The sequence below is a fragment of the Flammeovirga sp. OC4 genome (assembly GCF_000812565.1).
In the GTDB taxonomy this organism is placed as follows: Bacteria; Bacteroidota; Bacteroidia; order Cytophagales; family Flammeovirgaceae; genus Flammeovirga.
On sequence record NZ_JTAM01000001.1, the window covers coordinates 268,216 to 290,564 of the forward strand.

The 22,349-nt window shown below is 34.4% G+C and carries 18 protein-coding genes; 7 read left to right on the forward strand and 11 right to left on the reverse strand.

What is annotated here, in order from left to right; translation table 11 throughout:
* Positions 1 to 35 precede the first annotated feature (35 nt).
* From PL77_RS01120 to radA, 8 genes are all read right to left on the reverse strand, one after another.
* Complete coding sequence (locus PL77_RS01120) at positions 36 to 2,774, reverse strand: 4-alpha-glucanotransferase (protein WP_044200794.1); 2,739 nt, start codon at positions 2,772 to 2,774, stop codon at positions 36 to 38.
* A 207-nt stretch (positions 2,775 to 2,981) separates the two neighbouring features.
* Entirely contained in the window at positions 2,982 to 3,614 is a 633-nt protein-coding gene (locus PL77_RS01125) for a hypothetical protein (protein ID WP_044200795.1), read from the reverse strand.
* 101 nt (positions 3,615 to 3,715) lie between these two features.
* Positions 3,716 to 4,177: a YdeI/OmpD-associated family protein gene (locus PL77_RS01130; RefSeq protein ID WP_044200796.1), complete on the reverse strand. Its 462-nt coding sequence runs from the start codon at positions 4,175 to 4,177 to the stop codon at positions 3,716 to 3,718.
* Between the two features lie 11 nt (positions 4,178 to 4,188).
* Complete coding sequence (locus tag PL77_RS01135) at positions 4,189 to 4,704, reverse strand: GNAT family N-acetyltransferase (protein ID WP_044200799.1); 516 nt, start codon at positions 4,702 to 4,704, stop codon at positions 4,189 to 4,191.
* Positions 4,704 to 5,849, reverse strand: coding sequence for a hypothetical protein (locus PL77_RS01140; protein WP_156152203.1), 1,146 nt, complete (start codon positions 5,847 to 5,849; stop codon positions 4,704 to 4,706). The genes PL77_RS01135 and PL77_RS01140 overlap by 1 nt, the downstream gene beginning before the upstream one ends.
* Positions 5,816 to 7,720: an ABC-F family ATP-binding cassette domain-containing protein gene (locus PL77_RS01145; RefSeq protein ID WP_044200803.1), complete on the reverse strand. Its 1,905-nt coding sequence runs from the start codon at positions 7,718 to 7,720 to the stop codon at positions 5,816 to 5,818. Before PL77_RS01145 ends, PL77_RS01140 begins: the two co-directional genes overlap by 34 nt.
* A gap of 82 nt (positions 7,721 to 7,802) precedes the next feature.
* Positions 7,803 to 9,701: an OmpA family protein gene (locus tag PL77_RS01150; protein ID WP_044200805.1), complete on the reverse strand. Its 1,899-nt coding sequence runs from the start codon at positions 9,699 to 9,701 to the stop codon at positions 7,803 to 7,805.
* 5 nt (positions 9,702 to 9,706) lie between these two features.
* Positions 9,707 to 11,113, reverse strand: a complete 1,407-nt coding sequence (gene radA / locus PL77_RS01155; protein ID WP_044200807.1) for a DNA repair protein RadA — start codon at positions 11,111 to 11,113, stop codon at positions 9,707 to 9,709.
* A 454-nt stretch (positions 11,114 to 11,567) separates the two neighbouring features.
* Here radA and PL77_RS01160 point away from each other — a divergent pair, with 454 nt between their 5' ends.
* The 3 genes from PL77_RS01160 to PL77_RS01170 are packed head-to-tail and all read left to right on the forward strand — an operon-like array spanning position 11,568 to position 13,723.
* Positions 11,568 to 12,866, forward strand: coding sequence for an MBOAT family protein (locus PL77_RS01160; RefSeq protein WP_253273947.1), 1,299 nt, complete (start codon positions 11,568 to 11,570; stop codon positions 12,864 to 12,866).
* Positions 12,867 to 12,886: 20 nt separating this feature from the next.
* On the forward strand, positions 12,887 to 13,381 hold the full coding sequence (locus PL77_RS01165) for a MepB family protein (protein WP_044200811.1): 495 nt from the start codon (positions 12,887 to 12,889) through the stop codon (positions 13,379 to 13,381).
* A gap of 51 nt (positions 13,382 to 13,432) precedes the next feature.
* A complete protein-coding gene (locus PL77_RS01170; RefSeq protein ID WP_044200813.1) occupies positions 13,433 to 13,723 on the forward strand; it encodes a YciI family protein in 291 nt (96 codons plus the stop codon).
* Positions 13,724 to 13,751: 28 nt separating this feature from the next.
* Here PL77_RS01170 and PL77_RS01175 read toward each other — a convergent pair whose 3' ends face one another.
* Positions 13,752 to 15,161: a polysaccharide biosynthesis C-terminal domain-containing protein gene (locus tag PL77_RS01175; RefSeq protein WP_044200814.1), complete on the reverse strand. Its 1,410-nt coding sequence runs from the start codon at positions 15,159 to 15,161 to the stop codon at positions 13,752 to 13,754.
* Positions 15,162 to 15,326: 165 nt separating this feature from the next.
* On the opposite strand from PL77_RS01175, the gene PL77_RS01180 reads away from it, so the two are divergent.
* From PL77_RS01180 to PL77_RS01195, 4 genes are all read left to right on the forward strand, one after another.
* The gene (locus tag PL77_RS01180; protein WP_044200816.1) at positions 15,327 to 15,791 is read left to right on the forward strand and encodes a GreA/GreB family elongation factor; all 465 of its coding nucleotides are present in this window, start codon (positions 15,327 to 15,329) and stop codon (positions 15,789 to 15,791) included.
* 15 nt (positions 15,792 to 15,806) lie between these two features.
* The gene (locus PL77_RS01185) at positions 15,807 to 16,640 is read left to right on the forward strand and encodes a hypothetical protein (protein ID WP_044200818.1); all 834 of its coding nucleotides are present in this window, start codon (positions 15,807 to 15,809) and stop codon (positions 16,638 to 16,640) included.
* A gap of 82 nt (positions 16,641 to 16,722) precedes the next feature.
* Positions 16,723 to 18,003 carry a hypothetical protein gene (locus tag PL77_RS01190; RefSeq protein WP_044200820.1) on the forward strand — a complete coding sequence of 427 codons (1,281 nt, stop codon included), beginning with the start codon at positions 16,723 to 16,725 and terminating at the stop codon, positions 18,001 to 18,003.
* Between the two features lie 156 nt (positions 18,004 to 18,159).
* A complete protein-coding gene (locus tag PL77_RS01195; protein WP_044200822.1) occupies positions 18,160 to 18,546 on the forward strand; it encodes a methylglyoxal synthase in 387 nt (128 codons plus the stop codon).
* A 107-nt stretch (positions 18,547 to 18,653) separates the two neighbouring features.
* On the opposite strand, the gene PL77_RS01200 is transcribed toward PL77_RS01195, so the two are convergent.
* Together PL77_RS01200 and ffh are read right to left on the reverse strand one after the other, a co-directional pair.
* The gene (locus PL77_RS01200) at positions 18,654 to 20,651 is read right to left on the reverse strand and encodes an LruC domain-containing protein (protein WP_044200823.1); all 1,998 of its coding nucleotides are present in this window, start codon (positions 20,649 to 20,651) and stop codon (positions 18,654 to 18,656) included.
* Positions 20,652 to 20,974: 323 nt separating this feature from the next.
* A complete protein-coding gene (ffh, locus tag PL77_RS01205; protein WP_044200825.1) occupies positions 20,975 to 22,345 on the reverse strand; it encodes a signal recognition particle protein in 1,371 nt (456 codons plus the stop codon).
* Positions 22,346 to 22,349 lie beyond the last annotated feature (4 nt).

Sequence of the window (22,349 nt, forward strand, 5' to 3'; positions counted from 1 at the left end):
TTGAGTCAGCCTTCTATATATTATTTAAGTATCTATTAATACTTTGTATTTCTACCTGAAGCTGTAATTAATCCTTTCAACTTCGAGTTGAAAGCACTTTGTTTTACAAGCTCTTCGCAAGAGAAGTGCATTCTGTATCTCCAATAGTGATGTTTAATTGCAGGCACATTAATACGCTCATCTTCCGGATTTTCTCTTCTTAATTCACCATCAATGGCCAATAGGTCTTGTAATGGGAAGATCGTCCACATTGAATCAGCATATAAATGTTGTACCAAAATCTGCTCTGCAATCCAAGGCTCACAATGCTCAGGAGCTTCACCCCAATTCCCTAGAATTTCGTTGTAGAATCTTTGAGTATCACCTCTATCTTCTGTCCACCAACCTCTTACAGTTGACATATCATGTGAAGATGGAGACGCTACTGATTCGTAAGGATAATTACCAGGGTGACCAAAGGCGATAGTAGGATCTTTTGGCATTCTTTGAATTTCTAAGCTTAAAATCTCAAGCTCAGTCATTACACCAGGAACACAGTCAGGAACCATACCTAAGTCCTCACCACAAATCAACATGTTTGTTGCTTCTTTAATGGCAGGTAATTTCTCCATTGCTTGTGAAGCCCAAAGGTCCTCTTGACGTTTGAAGAAATAATCTACATATAAGTCCCATAAAGTATGCTTTTGATACCCTTCTAACTCATTAAAAGTTCTAGACTTATCCATGGTTACACGCGGAGCATAGTGCATTCCATCATCATAACCTAATGCAGGAATCAACAATACCTCATTATGTAAGCTGTATAAGTTATCTCTTACCGCATCTAATCTCGCTTGATCTGCCTCGTCAGCAGCTTTTAGACCATTAAAGTAAGCTTGAACTTTTACTTGAGAATCATATTCTTCTTTGAAGTCATACGCTCCAGAATATTTTTCTTTTAAGAACTCTTCTTTCACCCAATCTGTATCAGCTCCAAACATTTCTCCTAAGAAATGCTCACGAATATATGGTTTACAGAAACGATCAAAATCAAATCTTACACCTCTACTTTCAAACTCATTGATGTGTAAAGGAAGTGCTGGTCTGAACTGTCCTAAAAGACCTTGTACAGAGTCAATTGGAATCTCCCAAATACGGAAGAAACCTAAAATATGGTCAATTCTGAAAGTTTGGAAATACTGCGACAAGTGTGTCATTCTACTTGTCCACCATGCATAACCATCTTTCTTCATTGTATCCCAGTCGTATGTAGGGAATCCCCAGTTTTGACCATTGACTGCGAAATCATCAGGTGGTGCACCTGCTTGACCATTCATATTGTATAAATGTGGTGCAGTCCAAGCATCAGCTGAGAATCTATAGATACCAATTGGAATATCACCTTTTAAGACAACACCATTATCTTGAGCATACTCAGAAGCTTCAAGTAATTGTGCATGAAGATGATACTGCACGAATACATAGAAGTTAACGTCATCTTTTACTTTTGACTTAGCAGCAAATAACTTTGCAACTTCTTTCTCATCGTATTTTGCAAACTTCTCAAATTTTGAGAAATCTGGTGTCTTATATTTATCTCTGAAATAACAGAAAGCAGCATAAGGTAATAACCATTCTTCCTGTTCTTTGATAAATGCTTTTACTTTAGCATCCTTAAAGAAGCTTGCTTTTTTCTCTGTCCAAATCTCCTTAAGATAATCCATTTTTGCATTCATTACTGCTTCATAATCAACAGTATCTAATGCATTTAATTTTTTCTTAAGGTTCGCAAGTTTTGTCATCTTCTTTTTATCCTTCAAAGCACCTACTGCTTCTAGGTTAATATAAAGAGGATGCAAGGCGTATACTGATACAGAAGCATATGGATAAGAATCTACCCAAGTGTAAGTAGCCATTGTATCATTAACAGGTAAGATTTGAACCAATCTCATTCCTGTTTCTTTTGACCAATCTACTAACCCTTTAATGTCCAAGAACTCTCCTACACCAAGACCTTGCTCAGATCTTAATGAGAATACAGGAAGGGCAACACCCATTCCTCTCCAAGCTCTTTTGTCATAAGAGAATCTGTGATCTGCAAAACGAACGTAAGTTTGAGGATCATTTTCTTGAATATCAAAAACATGATCATATCCACCTTCTAATTCTACATGATTAGCATCTTTAGTTGATACTAATACATATTTATATTTTAGTTTGTGATGATTCTTTTTTAGAGGAGTTGTTACTGTCCAAAGGTTACGTTCTTTGTCGTAATTCATTGGAAGGGCATTATTGATATCCCAATTTCCTAACTCATCTACAGACCCAACTACTTTTGCTACCATGTCCTTGTTAATACGAGGCACGTTCACTTCAAAAGTATACTTTGCGTCTTTAGTTGATTTTTTGACTGCTTTTTTCTTTGGTGCAGACGTTTGGAAGATCACATCAAAAGCTGCAGTATCATAAGCATTTTCTGTCTCATGATAAGGGTTCCATGCATCTTGTAAGATGTAGTTTTTATACAAAGTTTTGTCTAGTTCCACTTTTCTTGGAGCTCCATCCTCTTTGTACACAATGCCATTTGACTTATCAACCAAAAGGTAGTTGTAAGTAAAACTCTTGGCTTTAGTTTTTGACAGATCAACTTCTGCAAACCAAACCCCACCCCCTAAATATGACATTTCTAGGGCCTCATCTTTTTTGTTTTTTCCCAAACTTGGTAAAGAACCAACAATCAGTAATTGCTGACCAAATTGAGTATCATAATGTATTTTAAAGGTCGCTTTCATTAAAGAACGATTTAATAGAATTTCCAGTTTTAATGGTTTTCAACACCACTTTGCTTAGCTAAATTACTATAATGTTATTCGTATTAAAAAGGGTTTATCATACATTTTTAAGTTTTTTTTTTCGCAACGGTTTGCGTTACGGGGTGCATGATTAAAATCATCAAATTTATTCTTCTAATGATCCTCTTTCCTTTAATTTTATACTTTTTATAATACGTTGATAAGGTTGATGTCTTTCCTTTTTTCTTGCTTCAGTTCGACCCAATAACTCCCTTTTTCCAAAATTTCAGATAAATAAAAGCTCTGTATAACACGTTCGCCTTTAGGTGTTTGGATATTAGTATTATATACTGAATAGCCTTGTCTATCGTAAATACTGAACTGAATCTTTGAATTTGAATTCACCGCTTTTAACTGCAGTTTAATTGGATTATTTTTATTTTCACTCGTGTACAATAAAACCTCCAAATAAGATTCCATTGAGAGATTTAAAGTGGAAACTACTTCTGTAAATCCGTCTTGCTCTACTTTTATTATTCTATAATATTTTGATGGATAATGGTCTAAAAATCGAATTGCCACATTAGAATTGACACTGTTCGTAGTTTCAAGTTCGGTTTTCTTAAACCAATCTTTATTGTCTTCTGACCCTTGTATAAAAAGTTTTCCATCATCAACGGTAAAAGAATTTTTGAAAGTAAGCATTACTTCTTTTCCACTTACACTTCCTTTCAAATTTTGATCTGAAGAGACATTTTCATAAGTAGATTGATCTGGTTGTTGAGCGAATGATGTACTAATAAAAAATAAGTTTATTAGTAGATAAGCTATTGGTTTCATGGAATTTAAATATAGTTCTTAGGCAAATGTTGTTTTTCTATATATTAAAAACCAATTTTTTCTCTTAATAGTTTATAATTGAACTCTAATAATAAAAAATATTAATATTTCTCCATATCTTTTAGCATTTTTAGTATTCTTTCTGCTTTAATATCTTCATTCCTAGCATTATAGATCCAATTGACATATTCCTTCTTTTTTTCGTCAGATAATCCTTTAAAATTCTCTTGCACAATGTTAGACTCCAACTCTAAGCAAGATTTAATTTCATCTGGTACAACTATGCTTGCTTCATCGAGATAAAGTCTGATTGTGACTTCATCGCCTTCTTCTTTTTTAATTTTTTTTCGGATTTGAGCTTTCACTGGCAAGAAAACATTTCCATTACCCATTGGCATTAGTTTATAACTTTTTAATTCAAATTCATCAATAAAGCCATTCACTCTTACCCAGCCAAAAGGATTGTTTTTATCCATAGGAATAGTGGGTAGTTCTGCATATGTCCAACCTCCTTTTCCTGGAAATTTTTCGAGTTTGTACTTCCCTTCTACGAGTAATATCATTTTGCACTTATTTAATAGTAATAATTGAAGCCATAGACTTGAATTTCTTCTTTGCTAACATCTAATGCTTCATTTCTGACGAAACCCATTTTCTCATACATGGCCCAAGCTAACTTCATAGGTTTAGTGGAATGTATAATTAATCGTTCTCGTTTTAAAACCCTGCCTTTTTCCAAACAATATGCAACCAACTTTTTACCTACTCCTTTTCCTTGGTGTTGATGATCCACTGCTAAAAGTCTAAATCCACAAGCATTCAATACAGAAGTAGCGGCTCCTTCTGAACCATAGTCTGACATTTCTTTTATAAAAACTACAGCCCCTGCAATCTGATCATCATCTAAAGCTACATGAATTGACACGTGTTCTTTTTCAGTCAGGTCCCCTACATTTAAAAGCATCTCATAGTATTCTGGCATTTCTTCTTGTTGCGGAAAACCTTCTAATGAGGAATAAACCTGTACCATCATTTCCCCAATCTGAGGGTACTCGGTTTGGTAGGCTTCTCTAATTACAATTTGGTTCATTATTGATTGGTCAATCTTTTCGTTGGAAGAGATAATAAAGCTTTTCTCGATTTAAATTCCTGACCTTCCACATAGATGCTTCCTGATGTTTTTAAGGCTAAGTCAACATAATCCTTCAACACAATGGGTAAGCCTTTAGAATTCAAATCAGCTCTATTCAAAATTATTTCAATGGGATGCTTGACTTGTGAAATCAAAGAAAGATCTCGGATAACGGAATTATTATCTGCTACTAATATAAATGTATTACCTTCTTTAAACTCGTTTTGAGCATTAATGATTGCTTCAATATCATTTTCAGGAAGATCACCTCCATCTCCATTGTTTTTTACTTTTGTCATCAAATTAAAAACAGGAATTACTCTACTATCCCTTATCGAATATATACCACCTGTTTTGCCGATGCTTTTTTGTGATGTGATTTTGGTATCTCCATCATTAAAGAAAACGAAACCAATCACCTGATCTTGTGCTCTTTCTTTGATCAACCACGACAACAAATCTATGGTATAAGGATACATACTACCGGTCCAATCACTAACAATCACGGCTCTATTCCAATTGTCTCTATTCTTTTCAAAGACTTCTGAAGTGATATGAATAAGTTCATCTTCTACCTTTAGTTTTTTCTTAACAAGGTGTTCAAACTTTTTGTCAATGTTCTTTTTACGAATGACTTCTTGCTCAGGTAATAATGGTTTTCGGGGACGTAAACTGTAATAGGCAACAATACCATGAAACATAGCCTCGAAGTCTGCTTTGGTTTCTCCTTTGGTCTGACGTATAATTCTCCAACGGATGATAGGATCATCAATAGACCCTTCAAACCAATGAGTGAATTGTTCTATTCTGTTGGTATTAAGTTTCGAAAAGTCAAAGTTTTTGGGGTGATCTGTATATACTAACTGAACAGAATCGATCTGTAAACTGTTGATTTCTTTGGCTTCGGGTAATTCATTTATTTCGAATTGACCATAATCCATGGGAAGGGTAAAGAAATGTTTTGTAGAATCAAAGATGACTTGATCTACATCACGATAAGAGGCACGAAAATACAATTGATGGGCAGATTGTGCCCACCCATCAATTGCAAAAAATAATATAAAAATTATTAGCCATTGGCTATTTCGTCTAATTCCATCCATCGCATCATCTTATCATCTGCTTCATCCATCACCACGCCGAGTCTTTCAGAAATTTCTCTGATTTCATCAACATCAGTGACTGAACCATCTGATAATTTACTTTCTAAATTTTCCTTTTCCTCTTCAAGTACTTCAATTTCCTTTTCTAAGGCTTCGTATTCTTGTTTTTCTTTGAATGAAAGCTTCTTAGTGGTTGTTTTAGGACGTTCTTTCTTTTCTTGCTGTTGTTTTTTCTCTTTTTCCTCACGAGCAGCAATCTTTTTCAAACGCTCCTGTTCATCCATATAAGCTCTGTATTCAGAATACTTGCCATTGAAATCTTTGATCACTCCATTGCCTTCAAAAACAAATAAATGATCGACCAATTTATCCATAAAGTACCTGTCGTGTGTTACAACTATAACACATCCTTGGAACTCTTCCAAAAAGTCTTCCAAAACACTTAAAGTAGGGATATCCAAGTCATTGGTAGGCTCATCAAGTATTAAAAAGTTAGGATTTCGCAATAAAACGGTACACAAGTACAATCTTTTACGCTCTCCACCACTCAATGTCGAGATATAAGAATGTTGTTTTTCTGGAGTGAAAAGGAAACGATTTAACAACTGTAAAGGTGTCAAAGTGCTTCCATCTGACATCGCGTGATTTTCTGTAATATCACGTACTACATCAATCACTTTTACGTCTTCATCAAAAGAAAGTCCTTTCTGAGTGTAGTAACCATAGACAATCGTTTCTCCTTTTGTAATAGTTCCAGAATCGATCGACTCGCTTCCTGTCAACATATTTAAGAAAGTAGATTTACCTACTCCGTTATTACCAACAATACCAACACGCTCTTTACGCTTGAAGATATAAGAGAAATCATCTACGATTTTCTTTTCACCAAATGCTTTATTGACACCTTCAAACTCTAGGATTTTCTTCCCTAAACGAGACATGTTTACGGCAATTTCAGCTTTTTCTTCCGTCTTTCCACTCTTCGCTGTTTTCTTCAAATCATGGAAAGCGTCCATTCTGAATTTCTGCTTTGTTCCTCTCGCCTTTGGCATTCTTCTTACCCAATCGAGTTCTTTACGCATTAAGTTCTTCGCTTTATCAACTGTTGCAGCATGATTGGCTTCCCTCTCTGCTTTCTTCTCAATGTAGTAAGAATAGTTCCCTTTATGATTATAAATTACACCGTCTTCTAATTCTAAAATTTCATTACAAATACGGTCTAAGAAATATCTATCGTGAGTTACTAAAAGAATCGACAATTTAGCTCTTGTCAAATATTCTTCCAGCCATTCGATCATGTCTAAGTCAAGGTGGTTGGTAGGCTCATCGAGAATTAATAAACCCGGCTCTTCAATTAAGATTTTACTTAATGCCACCCTTTTTTGTTGACCACCCGAAAGTGACTTCATAGGAGCCGAAAGATCTTCAATTTTAAAAGCAGTAAGAATTTGCTTCACTCTCGCTTCCGCATCCCACGCTTTCAACTCCTCCATCTTTTGTGTCGCCTTATCCAATTGCTTTAAAGTCGCATCTGAATAATCTGCACCACTATCTGCTAGTGCTTTTTCGTAATCACGTACCGCAGTGATAATTGGTGAATCACTCGAAAGTACATAATCCAAAACAGATTGATCTGGATCAAATTGAGGTTCTTGTTCTAATAAACCAACGGTAATATCTTTATTGATAGCTATCGTCCCACTATCCAAGGATTCATTTCCAACAATGGCATTAAGCAAAGTGGATTTACCTCCACCATTTTTCGCTACTAACGCTACTTTTTGTCCTTTTTGAATCCCAAAGCTTATATTTTTATATAGAGGTTTTTCTCCCCAATATTTAGTTGCACTATCAACTGATATTAAATTCATCTTTTCTCTGCTAATTTTTTTCGCAAATTAGTAAAAAACACTCAATCTAACACTTGAATTCTGTTTATGATTGTTTGTTATCTTACAAAATCTCAAACTCAATCCTCCTATTCTCTTTTCTCCCCAACTCTGTATTGTTATCAGCTATAGGTTTCTTTTCCCCATACCCCACTGCTTTCAGCCTACTAGAATCAATGCCTCTTTGAATTAAATAATTTGTCACCGCTTCAGCTCTTTTCTGCGACAGATCCAGATTATATTGGTTGGAACCGATGTTATCTGTGTGTCCAGAGATTTCTACACTTAAGCTTGGGTTTAAAATCAAGAAGTCTTTGATCTTGTTCAATTCTACATCACTTTTCTTTTGCAATACATATTCATTAGAATTAAAAAAGATATTACTCAGTGTTATGTTCGTACCATGATCTACTCTTTGAAGGAAAATATCTAAAGTGACACCTTCTACTCCTGCATTGTGCATGTCAAAAGTTAAACTTTGAAACAAATACCCTGGTTTTGATACATGCAATGCGTATTCTTCATTTTGATTTAAAACGATAAGGTATTTACCTGTTTCACCATCTGACAACACCTTTGATTCTGTTTCTACTTTGTCTAAAAGCTTTAATTCTAACTGAGCCTTGATGGGTGTCTTAGTGATCGCATCATAAACGACCCCTTTTAAATAAGTACTTAAAGATTGAGGAATAATTTCTTCAGGAAGATCAAAGGATACAATCTTACTGGTTCTTTTATTTCCTTCAATATGTTCTTTTGAAAAGTATCCCTTTTTGCCATCTGCCGAAACCACTAATGAAACTTGGTCTGCATGATCATTAATGGGATAACCTAAATTTTGGGGAGTAGTCCAATTTGGACCTTCTTTTTCTGATTTAAAAAGATCCAAACCTCCAAAACCTAAATGTCCTTCTGAAGAAAAATAGAGTGTATGACCATTTGAATGTATATAGGGTGAAATATCATCATCATAAGTATTGATAGTTTCTCCTAAATTCTCGGCTGGTGTCCATTCATTGTAAGCATTCAGGTGAGATACCCATATATCTTTTTTGCCATATCCTCCTTTTCGATCAGATACGAAATAAAGCGTTCTTCCATCCGCTGACAAAGAAGGCTGCGATTCCCAATCTCGTGAATTAATACTAGGTCCTAAGTTTTGTGGTTTAGACCATTGATCACCTATTTTTTGAGTAATAAATAAATCACAACTACCATATCCCATTCTCTCCCTTGTAGATTCACAAGAGGTGAAAATCATAATTGTCCCATCTGCAGAGATAGAACAAGTTCCTTCGTTAAAAGGTGTATTTAACTCTTCCACTCGCTGAGGAGCAGACCACTCCTCATTAAAAAAGTTTGACTTAAATATGTCCTCATTTTCTCTCTCATTGCGAGCTGTAAAGTAAAGCTCTTTTCCATCAGCGGTAATTGCCGGAAAGTATTGCTGATCTTTCACATTGACCTGATCACCAATATTTTCATAAGAGTAAGGCAATACAATATGTATGTGCTGTAAAGCATAATTCGATGAAGCCAGAATTTTATTGGCCCTCTTAATTTCTCTGTACTGCCTTCTAGTAGGATTAAAAGCTAAAAAAGATTCAGCATACCCAATTGCTTTTTCATAGTTTCCCAGAGACCATTCATATTCCGCCAAAGATAAGTGCGCTAACATGAACTTTGCATTCTTACTACAGCATTCCATCAACTCTCTATACAGTTGCCTGGCACTTTCATAGTCCTTTTCAAGGATATTTAAATAGGCTAATAAATAATAACTATCGCCATTGGTATTATCCTCTGCAATAGATTTTTCGAGGTAAACTTTGGCTTCACCAAAATTTCTTTCAGCCACTGCCTTTTCTCCTTTTTGAAAAAGTTTCACTGATTTAGACGATTGTCCAAACACAGTCGAAGACAAAACAAGAAGCAATTGAATAAGTACTAAGCTTTTTTTCATCGAATCTAAGTAAATAACTTTTCTGCCATTTCGGCTACTGTTCCAACAGGAACCACTTTCATTTTATACTTTTTAAGATCGAGGCCTTTCACATTGTATTTCGAAATATACATTTCTTTAAATCCTAACTTCTCTGCCTCTACTATTCTATTTTCAATTCTTGACACCGCTCTCACTTCACCTCCTAAACCAACTTCTGCAGCTAAACATGTAGTAGATTCAATAGATATATCTTCAAAAGAAGAAATCAAAGAAGCGACTACTGCTAAATCAATAGCCGGATCTTCTACCCTTAGTCCGCCTGCAACATTTAGGAAAACGTCTGAAAAATTAAGTTTATAACCACTTCTTTTTTCTAAAACAGCCAAAAGCATATTTAACCTTTTAGAGTCATACCCAGTAGGGCTTCTTTGAGGATTACCATAAACCGACGGTGTGACTAATGACTGAATTTCTACTAACAATGGTCTATTACCTTCCATAACTGTACCAATTGCCACTCCACTCAATCCATCATCTCTTTGAGAAAGCAATATTTCTGAAGGATTACTTACTTCTCTTAAACCACTTGCAATCATCTCATAGATCCCCAATTCTGAAGTAGAACCAAATCTATTTTTAATCGTCCTTAGAATACGGTAACTCATGTGTCGATCTCCTTCAAACTGTAAAACAGTGTCCACCATATGTTCCAATACTTTAGGCCCTGCCAAACTTCCCTCTTTGGTGATATGACCAATCATCAATACTGGCGTCCCTGTATCTTTAGCAAAACGAATCATTTCTGCAGCACATTCTTTTACTTGAGAAACACTACCAGCAGCAGCTTCTAATAATGGAGAAACCAACGTCTGAATGGAATCGATCACCATCACATCAGGTGTCATTTTCTCAACATGAGCGAATATCTTTGAAGTATCTGTTTCGGTCAACACATAGGTTTCTTCCGAAGAGAAAGGTAACCTCTCTGCTCGTTGTCTTATTTGTTGACCACTTTCTTCTCCTGACACATATAAAACTTGCTTATCTTTTAAAGATAGTGCAATCTGTAGCATTAAGGTTGATTTACCAATACCAGGTTCACCCCCAATCATGACGGCTGATCCTTGAACAATACCTCCTCCTAATACTCTGTTTAATTCTTCATCTTGAGTGACAATACGACCTTCTTTTTCGTATTTCACCTCATTTATTTTGACGGGCTTCGAAGTTTCCTGTTTAGAATTAACATACCCTCCACTTCTATCATTACTCGAAGTCATTTTCCAACTTCCCTTCTTTGGCGTTTCGTCTTGAATTACTTCTTCCACAAATGAATTCCATTCATTACACGACGGGCACTTCCCTTGCCATTTTGGTGATTCGAAACCACAATGTTGACAGAAATAGGCCGTCTTTACTTTCTTTGCCATCGTACTACTTAATTTTTTACTTTAATCCCTCCGAAGTTAATTATCAAAAAGGAATTATTAGAATTATTCTATTCTCAATATTCTTTTTTTTCAAAAAAAGAGAGCACTTTTGTGTTTATATTCTATAAGCATTAGAATCAAGTGTGATTTAAAATCATCGTTTTCTTTTGTCCTAGTGCTTAAATGAGGTAACTTCGATGAAGTTGACTTTTTAAATTCTATTTTTTTGAAATAATCTTACTGCCGAATGCTTGAATTGGTTACGTATTCAGAAAACAGCCCATTACTTTTTACACAAGTTATTTTTTGGGTACTATTTGGAGCGATCATCATCATATATCAGTTTATATATAAAAATATATCAGCAAGGAACTTCTTGTTACTTTGTGCTAGTTTGTATTTTTATTATATGTCAAGTGGCTTCTATTTTGTCTTACTGATATTTTCAACAATAGTGGATTACTATATAGGTGATGCCATCTTCAATTCAACCAACCCTTCAAAAAGAAAAAAATTAGTCTTTCTTAGTGCTTTTATTAATCTGAGTTTATTAGCCTATTTCAAGTATACATTTTTCTTTACAGAGGGCATTAATGAGTTATTTCACTTAGAACTTGAACAAGAAAATTACCTTGCTGTATTCCTAAACTCCGTCTTTGGAACAGCAATGGACACCAGCAATATTTTCCTTCCAATCGGTATTTCCTTTTATACTTTTCAAACCATAAGTTATTCCGTTGATATCTACAGAGGTGATATTAAGCCGGTGGATTCCATCTGGGATTTTGCATTGTTTGTAAGTTTCTTCCCTCAATTGGTCGCTGGTCCTATTGTAAGGGCATCCGAATTTATTCCACAAATCTACAACCCATATAAAGTAAGAGAAACCGAATTTGGACATGCTTTATTTTTGATTGCCGGTGGATTAATCAAAAAGATTTTAATCTCTGATTATATCTCCATCAATTTTGTAGATCGAATCTTTGAATCACCTTGGTCTTACTCAGGATTTGAAAACTTAATGGCTGCTTATGGTTATGCCATTCAAATTTACTGTGACTTTTCTGGTTATACCGATATTGCTATTGGAGTAGCAGTTTTGCTTGGTTTTAAGCTTCCTCTAAACTTCAACTCTCCTTATAAAGCAACTGATATTACTGACTTTTGGAGAAGATGGCATATTTCCCTTTCGTCTTTCTTGAGAGATTACCTTTATATTCCATTAGGAGGAAATCGAAAAGGAAAAATACGGACTTACATCAATTTGATTATTACTATGGTATTGGGTGGATTGTGGCATGGTGCCCATTTCCGTTTTATTTATTGGGGTATTTTACATGGTGTTGGACTTGCAGTTCATAAACTTTGGCGTGAAATCACGAAGAAAAGAATTCCAAATACTCCTCTTACCCAAGCCATAGGTGGTTTTGTAACTTTTCATTTTGTGTGTTATGCATGGATTTATTTTAGAGCCGAGGATATGCAACACGCTGAGAGTATGATCAATCAAATTTTAACCAATATTGATCTATCAATAGCGTGGGAAGTGATAGTAGCATACAAACAAGTGTTTGCCGTGATGGTGTTGGGATTCTTTTTACATTGGATGCCTCAGACATGGAAAGATAAAATGGCAATTGAATTTATTGCTATGCCTGATTTCGCAAAAGCATCTTTCCTTTTCTTCATTGGATTTATTCTTTTCCAAAGTCGATCTTCTGAAATTCAGCCTTTTATTTATTTTCAGTTTTAAGATAATGATGTTGCAGACCAATGAATGATTCTCTAAACAATATAAAAACTTCAATCTATGATAAATGCTCCCTTCAACTCAACGAAATAAGTACAGAAGTAGAAGGTAAAGAATACGATGCTAGTCGTTTCAAACTTAACAGTTATGACATCACTTACAGAAAAGCGAAAGTAACTCCTAAAAAAGCTGGGCAATTTGTAACTTTTTGGAAAAGAGATGAAAAAGGAAATACTACTCCTTTCCATTCAACAGATGCAATAGACTTTTATATCATTACTGTACAAAATGAAATGAGACTTGGACAGTTTATTTTCCCCAAATCCACACTTATTGAAAAAGGAATAATGGGTTCTGACAAACAAGAAGGGAAAAGAGGATTTAGAGTTTATCCAATTTGGGATGAAGTAACAAGTAAACAAGCAATACAAACTCAAAAATGGCAACTCAATTATTTTTATGAAGTCACTTCATCTACTGACCTCCATAAAGTTTCAGAGTTATTCAAATCGAGTTGATTTCAAAAATTGAAATAATTAAATAAAAACAAACAACTAAAATACAATAAAATGTTTATCATCAATCTAACTTATAAAACTGACTTAAAGCAGGTTGACCAATACCTTGAGCAACACATTGAATACCTCAATGAGCAATATAATTTAGGGTACTTCCTTGCTTCAGGCCGAAAAGTCCCAAGAACCGGTGGAGTAATTTTATCCAATATTGAGTCAAAAACTGAATTATTAGCCATCCTTGAAAAGGATCCTTTTCATAAGAATGAACTCGCTGATTATGATATCACTGAATTCGTCCCTAGCAAAACTTGTGATGAGTTGAAGTTTTTAATGAAGTCATAGCAGTATTTTTTAATAGGTATATCATACATTAAGTGGCTGCTTCAGGTTTTGTCCACTTAGAAGATATGTATACTGCGAGTATCAGCCCTGCCATAATCAGTGAAATAATCGCTTTTATTAGGATAGAAACCACTACAATTTTTATTGATAAATATAATGCTAGTAAGATCACTATCATTGTGATAATAATTTCTTTCTTATTGAAAACAGATAAGGTGGATTGGGAAATAAAATAGCTTGCAAAACCATAAATAAAATAACTAATAAATGTAGTTATAGCTGCTCCCATAATCCCCAAAGTGGGTAACAGTACTAAGTTTGATATTACATTAAATACTGTAACTCCTACTGATAAATTAGATAGGAATTTCGTCTTTTCTTTATATTCAAGAATTGATGTACAAAGCAGGAAATAAGGTCTGTAATTCATCGATAATATGACAACAATGGCAATAGGATATACGTCCTTTAAGCTTTCATTTCTTACCAAAATTTCAAAAATCTCTTTGGTCCAAATACTCACTGTTATTGTACTTAAAACAAAGATTATTGTAAGCTTTCGAACGATGCTCTGTATCTCATTAGTATTCCCTTTTTTATATAAATCAATAATGACCGGAACTACTGCAAAACCAACACCTTTACTCAGTTGAAAAACTCTATCTCCTATAGAATAAGATAAGTTATACCTACCAATTGCATGAATTGGAATATTCATGAATTCCATCATCACACGGTCAGAGTAATCTAAAATATAATTTGAAAAATGATGAGGCATTGTTGACATACCAAGCTTTAGCATTGTCTTTATTTTAGAAAAGGATCTAAATATGGGATAAAGTCTTATTTCAATAAAAAGAGATGTATAAGACAGTCCCATTACAATAGCTCCTGCGGCATTGGCATAAAACCATCCCATATACCCCAATTGAAGTTGTACAATAAGGTGATAATTCATGGACGTGACCAATAATCCAACTCCAATTGTTCTATAAAATAATGCTTTTGGGTTCAATTGTAACTGATGATAAATGGAACCTATAAAAGTAAAAGTTGAATTGAATAATATGGGTAATGCTGCTAAGGTTATAATCGTTAATTTATTATTTCCTGCATCTTCAGGAATCACCAAAAAAAGAACTATACTTTGAAATATGATAAAGGGAAAATTCCATACTATTAATACACCAAGCACTTTTCTCCAAACCCAGATATATTTTTGGGGATACTTGTAAAAGGCATTCATCACCACTATTGTTAATCCTAAGAACTGAAATAGCCCAATACCCATCATAAAAGCATTAACCACTCCATAAAGGCCGTAATCAAAAGCAGTAAGATGAGGTGTAATCAGGGGAAGCAAAAGCATGTTTACTACCCCTATAAACTGAGGTGCTATTCCATAGATAAAGGAATTAGAAAGTACTTTTTGAAGCATAGATTAATGTTGATCCTTTAGCAAATTAAATAGGAATAATAATTGTATTCAAGGTTAAAAAGCAATTAATATGATTCTATATGATAGGATTCCCTAAAAATTCAAAGTGCTTTATCATAATTGTCTTATTTATTCATATTTTTGTTTTTTAATTATTTAAAGAGAATGAATAAATCTACTTATATTACAAAAGAAGGAATGGAGTCTCTGCAAAACGAAGTGCAGGAGATTTGGGAAGAACGAAAAGTAGTTACTCAAGCGGTAAGTGACGCAGCTGCAATGGGCGACCGTTCTGAAAATGCCGAATATATCTATGGTAAGAAAAAACTCCGTGAGATTGATGGACGTTTAACTTACTTAAGAAGAAGAATCAATACATTAAAAGTTTTTGATCAAAAGGTAGACGACACAAGAGCCATGTTTAGTGCTTATGTAACGTTTAAAGACCAAACCAACAGGGAGATGACATTGAGGTTAGTAGGCCCTGATGAAGCTGACATCAAAAAGCAAAGTATTAGTATTGCTTCTCCAATTGGAAAATCATTATTGAATCAATCTGTCGGTGACGCAGTAGAAGTAGTTACTCCAGCCGGCAAAAAAATATTTACAATTCTTAAGGTTAAATATTAACCACATACAAGTACAATGATGAACTTTATAACAAAAAGATTTTTTTTTAGTACACTGATTACTTTGTTAATCTCTCACTTTACTCTTGCCCAAGATCTTTACGTTTTACATGTTAGTGGTGACATCTTAAATACTACCAATAATGTAAACTTGAAAGTAGGCGATATGATTAGTAAAGATGCCTCTCTTTCATTTGGTTCCAACAACGCAAAAGCCATCGTTATTGGAAAAAGCACTGGTAAAATGCTTTTAGATGGAAGTAAAAGTAAAAAATCACCTACTGGCGAATTCATGAGCTTAGTTTCTGAAGTTTTATTTCCGATTCAATCCAACAAGCAAATGAGTACTCGTAGCGTACTTTTTGAATCAGTAGCCAATATTAGTGATTACTTCAATGGAGATGCCTATGTTTTCATCACAGATTCAATCATACTAGATATTAATCAAGAAAAATACCCTCTCAACGAAGAGAAACAAATGGCTTTAAGATTTACATCAGGTGAAGAGATTTTCAACAGATGGATTCCTAATTATGGAGACAATAAGCTTCTTTTAGAGAAAGAACGATTATTTGAGGGTGCAAGCCTCGATGAAATTGAAACAGTAGATGTTTACTATGTCATAAAAGCTACTAGAAAAATTGATCATATTGGTAGTTTCAATCCTATTTTTGTCAACCAAGATCAATTAAAGGAAGAGTTGATTTCTTTAAAATCATTCCTTTCTACAAATCAGACTGAAAAAGCAGAAGAAATTCAAGCTGAACTTTACCAATATGTATTAGATATCTATGGTCAAACAGATTTTGAGATGTTTAATGAGTGGATCAAAGAAGAAGGAATCATTTAATAAAAAAATATATTCTGTAAAAAAAGCAAGGCATTATTATTGTCTTGCTTTTTTTATGATTTAAGACTTTTAATAGTACAACATGACTTCCGAAAAAAAAGACAAACGTTTAATCTTTAGAATGCAAAGGAATAAATCTCTGATGTGGGGATTATCTTCCATTAATGCAATAATAATGATGGTAGGGCTATTATTTTATATGACCATCGTATATGTAATGCCTGATGAAATTCTATTGATTGAATTAATGTCAGCCACAAGAAATGCATTATTTAAAGCAGAAGAAAAACCTTCTAAAGACCGTTTCCTTTTTGTCAACTGTTCATGGGAAAAAGATCTTACCGCTAAAGTAGACACCAATGATTTTGTGATTGGAAATGTAGATATTACCAATCGAAAATCCATTACACAATTCCTGTCACTTTTAAACCAAAAGCCTGACAATCACGAATTCCTATTAGTCGATATTCGATTTTATGATAAATCAGACGATGATAGTTTAATGGAAGCAGAATTCCAAAAAGCTAAAAACACCATTGTCTCCTATCATAAAGGAGCCAATAATGCTCCCAAATATCCTGTAGTGGATGTCCCCCTCGGTTTATCCGATTTGCAAGTGCAAGAGCTAAACCATGAAGAAACCATCACTTTAAAGTATCATTTGATGCAAGGTGATTCTTTGAAAACTACCCCCCTCTTGATGGCAGAACAAATTTATGGAGATACCTTAGAAAGAGGATATTTTTTCAGTAAGTTCAGAGGTAATTATATGCTCAATGGATATATTTTAGATTACCCAATTCGACCTTATGACTTGTTTGTAGCGAATAACTACACTTACATTCAGATGCACGAATTACTAAGTATGCCTCCTTTTTTAGTAGAAGACTTCACTAAAGATAGAATTATTGTATTGGGTGACTTTGAAGACCGAGATATTCATAAGACTATCTATGGATTTATGCCTGGTCCTCTGATTCTTACAAATGCTTTTATCACATTAGAGAAAGGCTATAATAAAATCACAATTGGCTTCTTTATATTTATATTCATCTGCTTTACGTTTATCTCCCATAAAGCACTGACTTTTAAAGATCCAATTACTGTATTTATGCAGAAATTCTTCGAATCAGATCACTTCCTTGTTGAGCTACTTCAAGATTCCCTGTTCTATCTGATTTATTTTGCTGTAATGTCAGTCATCTCTTATACCTTGTTCAATATTCACCTTACTATTCTTGTACTGTCATTCTATATGTATGCACTAGAGCAAGGATTGTTATTTTATAAAGAGTGGATAGAGGAAAAAGATGCCGAATCCGACAAAAAATTGGAAACAGAAACAGTTCAAGAAGACAAATAAATTCAGAGTTGAACAAATTTGATTTCAAATTACTTTTAGTAATATAGATCATTCAATTTTATTAAAATTGTATTGTATTTTGGAGCATGTTTTGAGGATGTACTCATTACGTGCTCTTTTTTTGAGCTAAATCAAATAAACTCGATACTTATTAATATGCATACTGAATTCAAAAAAGTAGCAATGATTGCCCACGATGGCAAAAAAGCAGAGATGGTGGGCTTTTTCAAAGATCACATGGATGTACTAGAAAATAAGCAAATTGTTGCTACCGGTACAACAGGTAGTCATTTAGTAAAAGCAGGCTTAGAAGTAGATTGTAAACTTTCTGGACCAAAAGGTGGTGATGCTCAAATTGCTGCATTAGTTGCAGAAGGTGATGTAGATGCGGTATTCTTCTTCAGAGATCCACTAGGAAAGCACCCACATGAACCAGATGTTCAGATGTTGATGAGAGTTTGTGATTTATATGATGTGCCATTAGCTACAAACCCAGCTTCAGGACACTTACTCATGGAAGGTATCAGAAAATTCTCAAAGTAATTGTACAAAAACTTTGTAAAAAAGAGAGTCACCATAAAATTAATTATGGTGACTTTTTATTAAACTAGTTGTGAGTTTGAAGAAGTAATTTCTTCCTTGTGGTTATGTTACTCATCAAAATACATTAAACTTGTCTTTCGATTTCCTGCGTCATCGGTGTACCAATTTTTATTGTTAACACCGGCACTTTCAACAAACTCTCTAAAGTTTACATATGCATTTGTAATATCTATACTTTCTTTTGGCGGGTGGAATCTGTGAGCAATGTGTAATCCCCATGGATGTCCTTCAGCCGTTTTATAATTTCCACTATCTTCTCCAGCAGTTCTTAACGATTGATCATACTTCTCTGTAGGCGTTCCATTTGCCAAGTGTAATTCGTTTGATCTCACTTGGTTGATAAAGATAAATGGATTAAAGCCCTCTACAGGGAACGAACTCATGTCCACTGGATTGACAAATGTAGTTTCAATAATGAATTCATCACTTTTCTTAATATTACCATCTCCTTTCACTAGGCCAAAGTGGTTATCAAAAACAATTAATACAGGAGCTGCAGGGTCGATTCCAGTTTCTAATCCTTTAGCATCTAAAGCAACTACCCCTGTCAATATTTTAGAACCAGTCACACTTGCTATCGAATCCGCATGAATTGGTAATTGATAAGCAAAACCACACGGCAAGTCAGAACGAACAGACTTCACAACAAAAGTAGAGTACACTTTCACCACTTTATTTTGTCCATTTGCTACAAAATTATGTCTGTATTGTACCATAATATCATTGAAGTCATAATCTCCTTTTTGTGGATATAAATCTTCAAAAGCAAATGTCCCAAACCCATTTTCACCAGGAGTATATTGATCAAAGGCTTTATCAGGATCGTCCGGATAATCATCAAAGCCATCTACGATACCGTCATTATCAGAATCCTCCCCTTCAAAGTCACTCTCACTACATCTAAACGACGTAAGGTCATTCATTTTCCTTCCCACTGAAGCTACTACTATAAATGAACCATCTTTTACATCCATATAAATCAACTTACTATTTGATTCGTTTGTCGAAGCATAGATATAGTCAAAGCGGTCTATCGTCACACCTGTAAGATAATAAGGGAAGTTATCAGCACTGACCCTAGTAGCAACCAAGTTTGTACTATCTTCATTTACAGCCAATCTGAATAAACCACCCGAACATGCTTGGTAAATTGTACCATCAGACCCGAAAGTAAGATCTCCTCCTCCATTTTGGCTATTTGAAATTCCTGTTCCGGTAAGCGTTTTGACCACATTACCATTGGTTGGGTCAATCATGGCATAATTAGAACCATTACCAATGTAAAGTAAACCGTCCCATTTATTGTAAGCCATTCTTGGGTAGCCGTTGTCTAATCCACTTATACCTGTTGTTAACTTTTTAATGGTAGAAGTAGTCTCTGTATCTTTATTGTAAGAATATAAAGTTCCGTTAACATCGTAGTAAAAAATATCGTTTTCTTGATCGTAAGCCATTGCATAGCCTCCCGTGTTGATGGTACCATAATCGGTTTGATCATAAGTATCACTTTCAATGGCAATACTAAAGAAAGCACCTTGATGATTCATTGCATATACATAATCCTCACAACTTGCTAAAGCTCTTCTATTGGATGAAGTCATTTCCTGAGCCAATTTATCAAAATCAACTTCAAGTTCATTACTAGTGACTGTTACTAACTTATACCACTCTTTACCTTTGAGTCTTTTAACAACATATAATCTTTCTACATAGGATGGCAAAGTTACTCTGTAACTAGAATTACCTTCTTCACTTGAAATAGTATTACCTAATTTGGTGTAATTACCTTGATCATCTATCATATAGATAGAATACAATGCTTTACCTGTAAAAGCAGAAGATGAAATTTCAATATTAAAAGACTGAGTTACATCATAGTTAAAATCAGCAGGTACTTCAATGTCATTTACGCTACTGTTAGTTTGGGTGGTTGGATCATTATTTAAATCGTCATTGATTTCTTCTTCAACTGTTTTGGTACATGAAAAAGTAAATCCGATAAGAGATAATATCAAACCTATTTTAATAAAGGATTGGATATTCATTATGCTAAACTATTAGGTTTTAAATGTTTACAAACGCATTTACATAACACCTCAAAAGTATTATTCATTCCAATTATGTAAGTTTGAACTTCTTAAAAAAGAATAATGTAATTTAATGACTCAAATTTCATTAATAATAATGATGTATATTGGAATAATACAATAATCAAACGAATAGCCCCTTCACTTTTGTTTCCTCACATGAAAAAGGTTTAAAGCACTTTAAAATCTCATGTAAGAAATGAGAAATACAATTTTTTCACTAAAAAAAACCACTCTAATTTTAAATTAGAGTGGTTTCAAAAATCAAGATAAAGTTTAGACTATCTCTTTCTTCCACCTAAACGGCTACGTAAAGATCCTTTCTTTTTACCTTTCATTTTATTACTCATACCTGGAATACCAGACATTTTGTTTACTTTCTTCATCATCTTACGCATTTCTTCAAACTGCTTGATCAAGTTATTTACTTGTTGCACTGAAGTACCTGAACCATTTGCTAAACGCTTCTTACGAGATTGGTTTAAGCTATCTGGATTCATTCTTTCGTAAGGAGTCATTGATTGAATGATTGCTTCTACTGGTTTGAACGCATCAGAATCAATTTCTTGATCTTTCACCATTTTGTTCAAACCTGGTACCATACCAATCAAATCCTTCAAATCACCCATCTTTTTGATGTGTTGGATTTGAGATAATAAATCATTAAAATCGAATTGGTTCTTTCTTAACTTCTTATTTAATCTTCTCGCCTCTTCTTCATCGAAAGCTTGCTGAGCTCTTTCTACTAATGAAACAACGTCACCCATACCAAGGATACGCTGAGCCATACGATCTGGGTAGAACTCATCTAAAGTATTTTCAAGTTTCTCGCCTGTTGAGATGAATTTGATAGGCTTGTCTACTACTCTACGAATAGAAAGGGCTGCACCACCACGAGTATCACCATCTAACTTTGTAAGAACAACACCATCAAAATCTAAACGATCGTTGAAGGTCTTCGCTGTATTTACTGCATCTTGACCAGTCATTGAATCCACTACGAATAGTGTTTCTGACGGGTTCAATTCTTTCTTTACAGCTTCGATCTCTGCCATCATTTGCTCATCAACAGCTAAACGACCTGCTGTATCGACTACAACAATGCTTTTACCGTTTTGTTTCGCAAACTTAACAGCGTTTTGAGCAATCTCTACAGGGTTTTTATTTTCACGTTCTGTGTAAACATCAACACCAATTTGCTCACCCAATGTTTCCAACTGATCAATAGCGGCAGGACGGTAAACGTCAGCTGCAACTAATAATACTTGTTGACCTTGTTTTTTTAATCTTAATCCAAGCTTACCTGTAAAAGTAGTTTTACCAGAACCTTGAAGACCAGAAATCAAAACAGTTGCCGGGTTACCTTGTGGAGCAAAAGCGACCATTTCGCCACCCATCAACTCAGTTAATTTATCACTAACAATTTTAGTGAATAATTGACCTGGTTTTACGTCAATAAGAATGTTCTGTCCTAAAGCTTGCTCACGAATCTCATTCGTAATTTCTTTAGCTACTTTAAAGTTAACATCGGCTTCAAGTAAAGCACGACGGATCTCCTTTACAGTTGAAGCAACGTTAATTTCACTGATCGAACCTTCACCTTTCAGGTTTTTAATGGCACGATCAATCCTGTTACTAAGATTATCAAACATATAT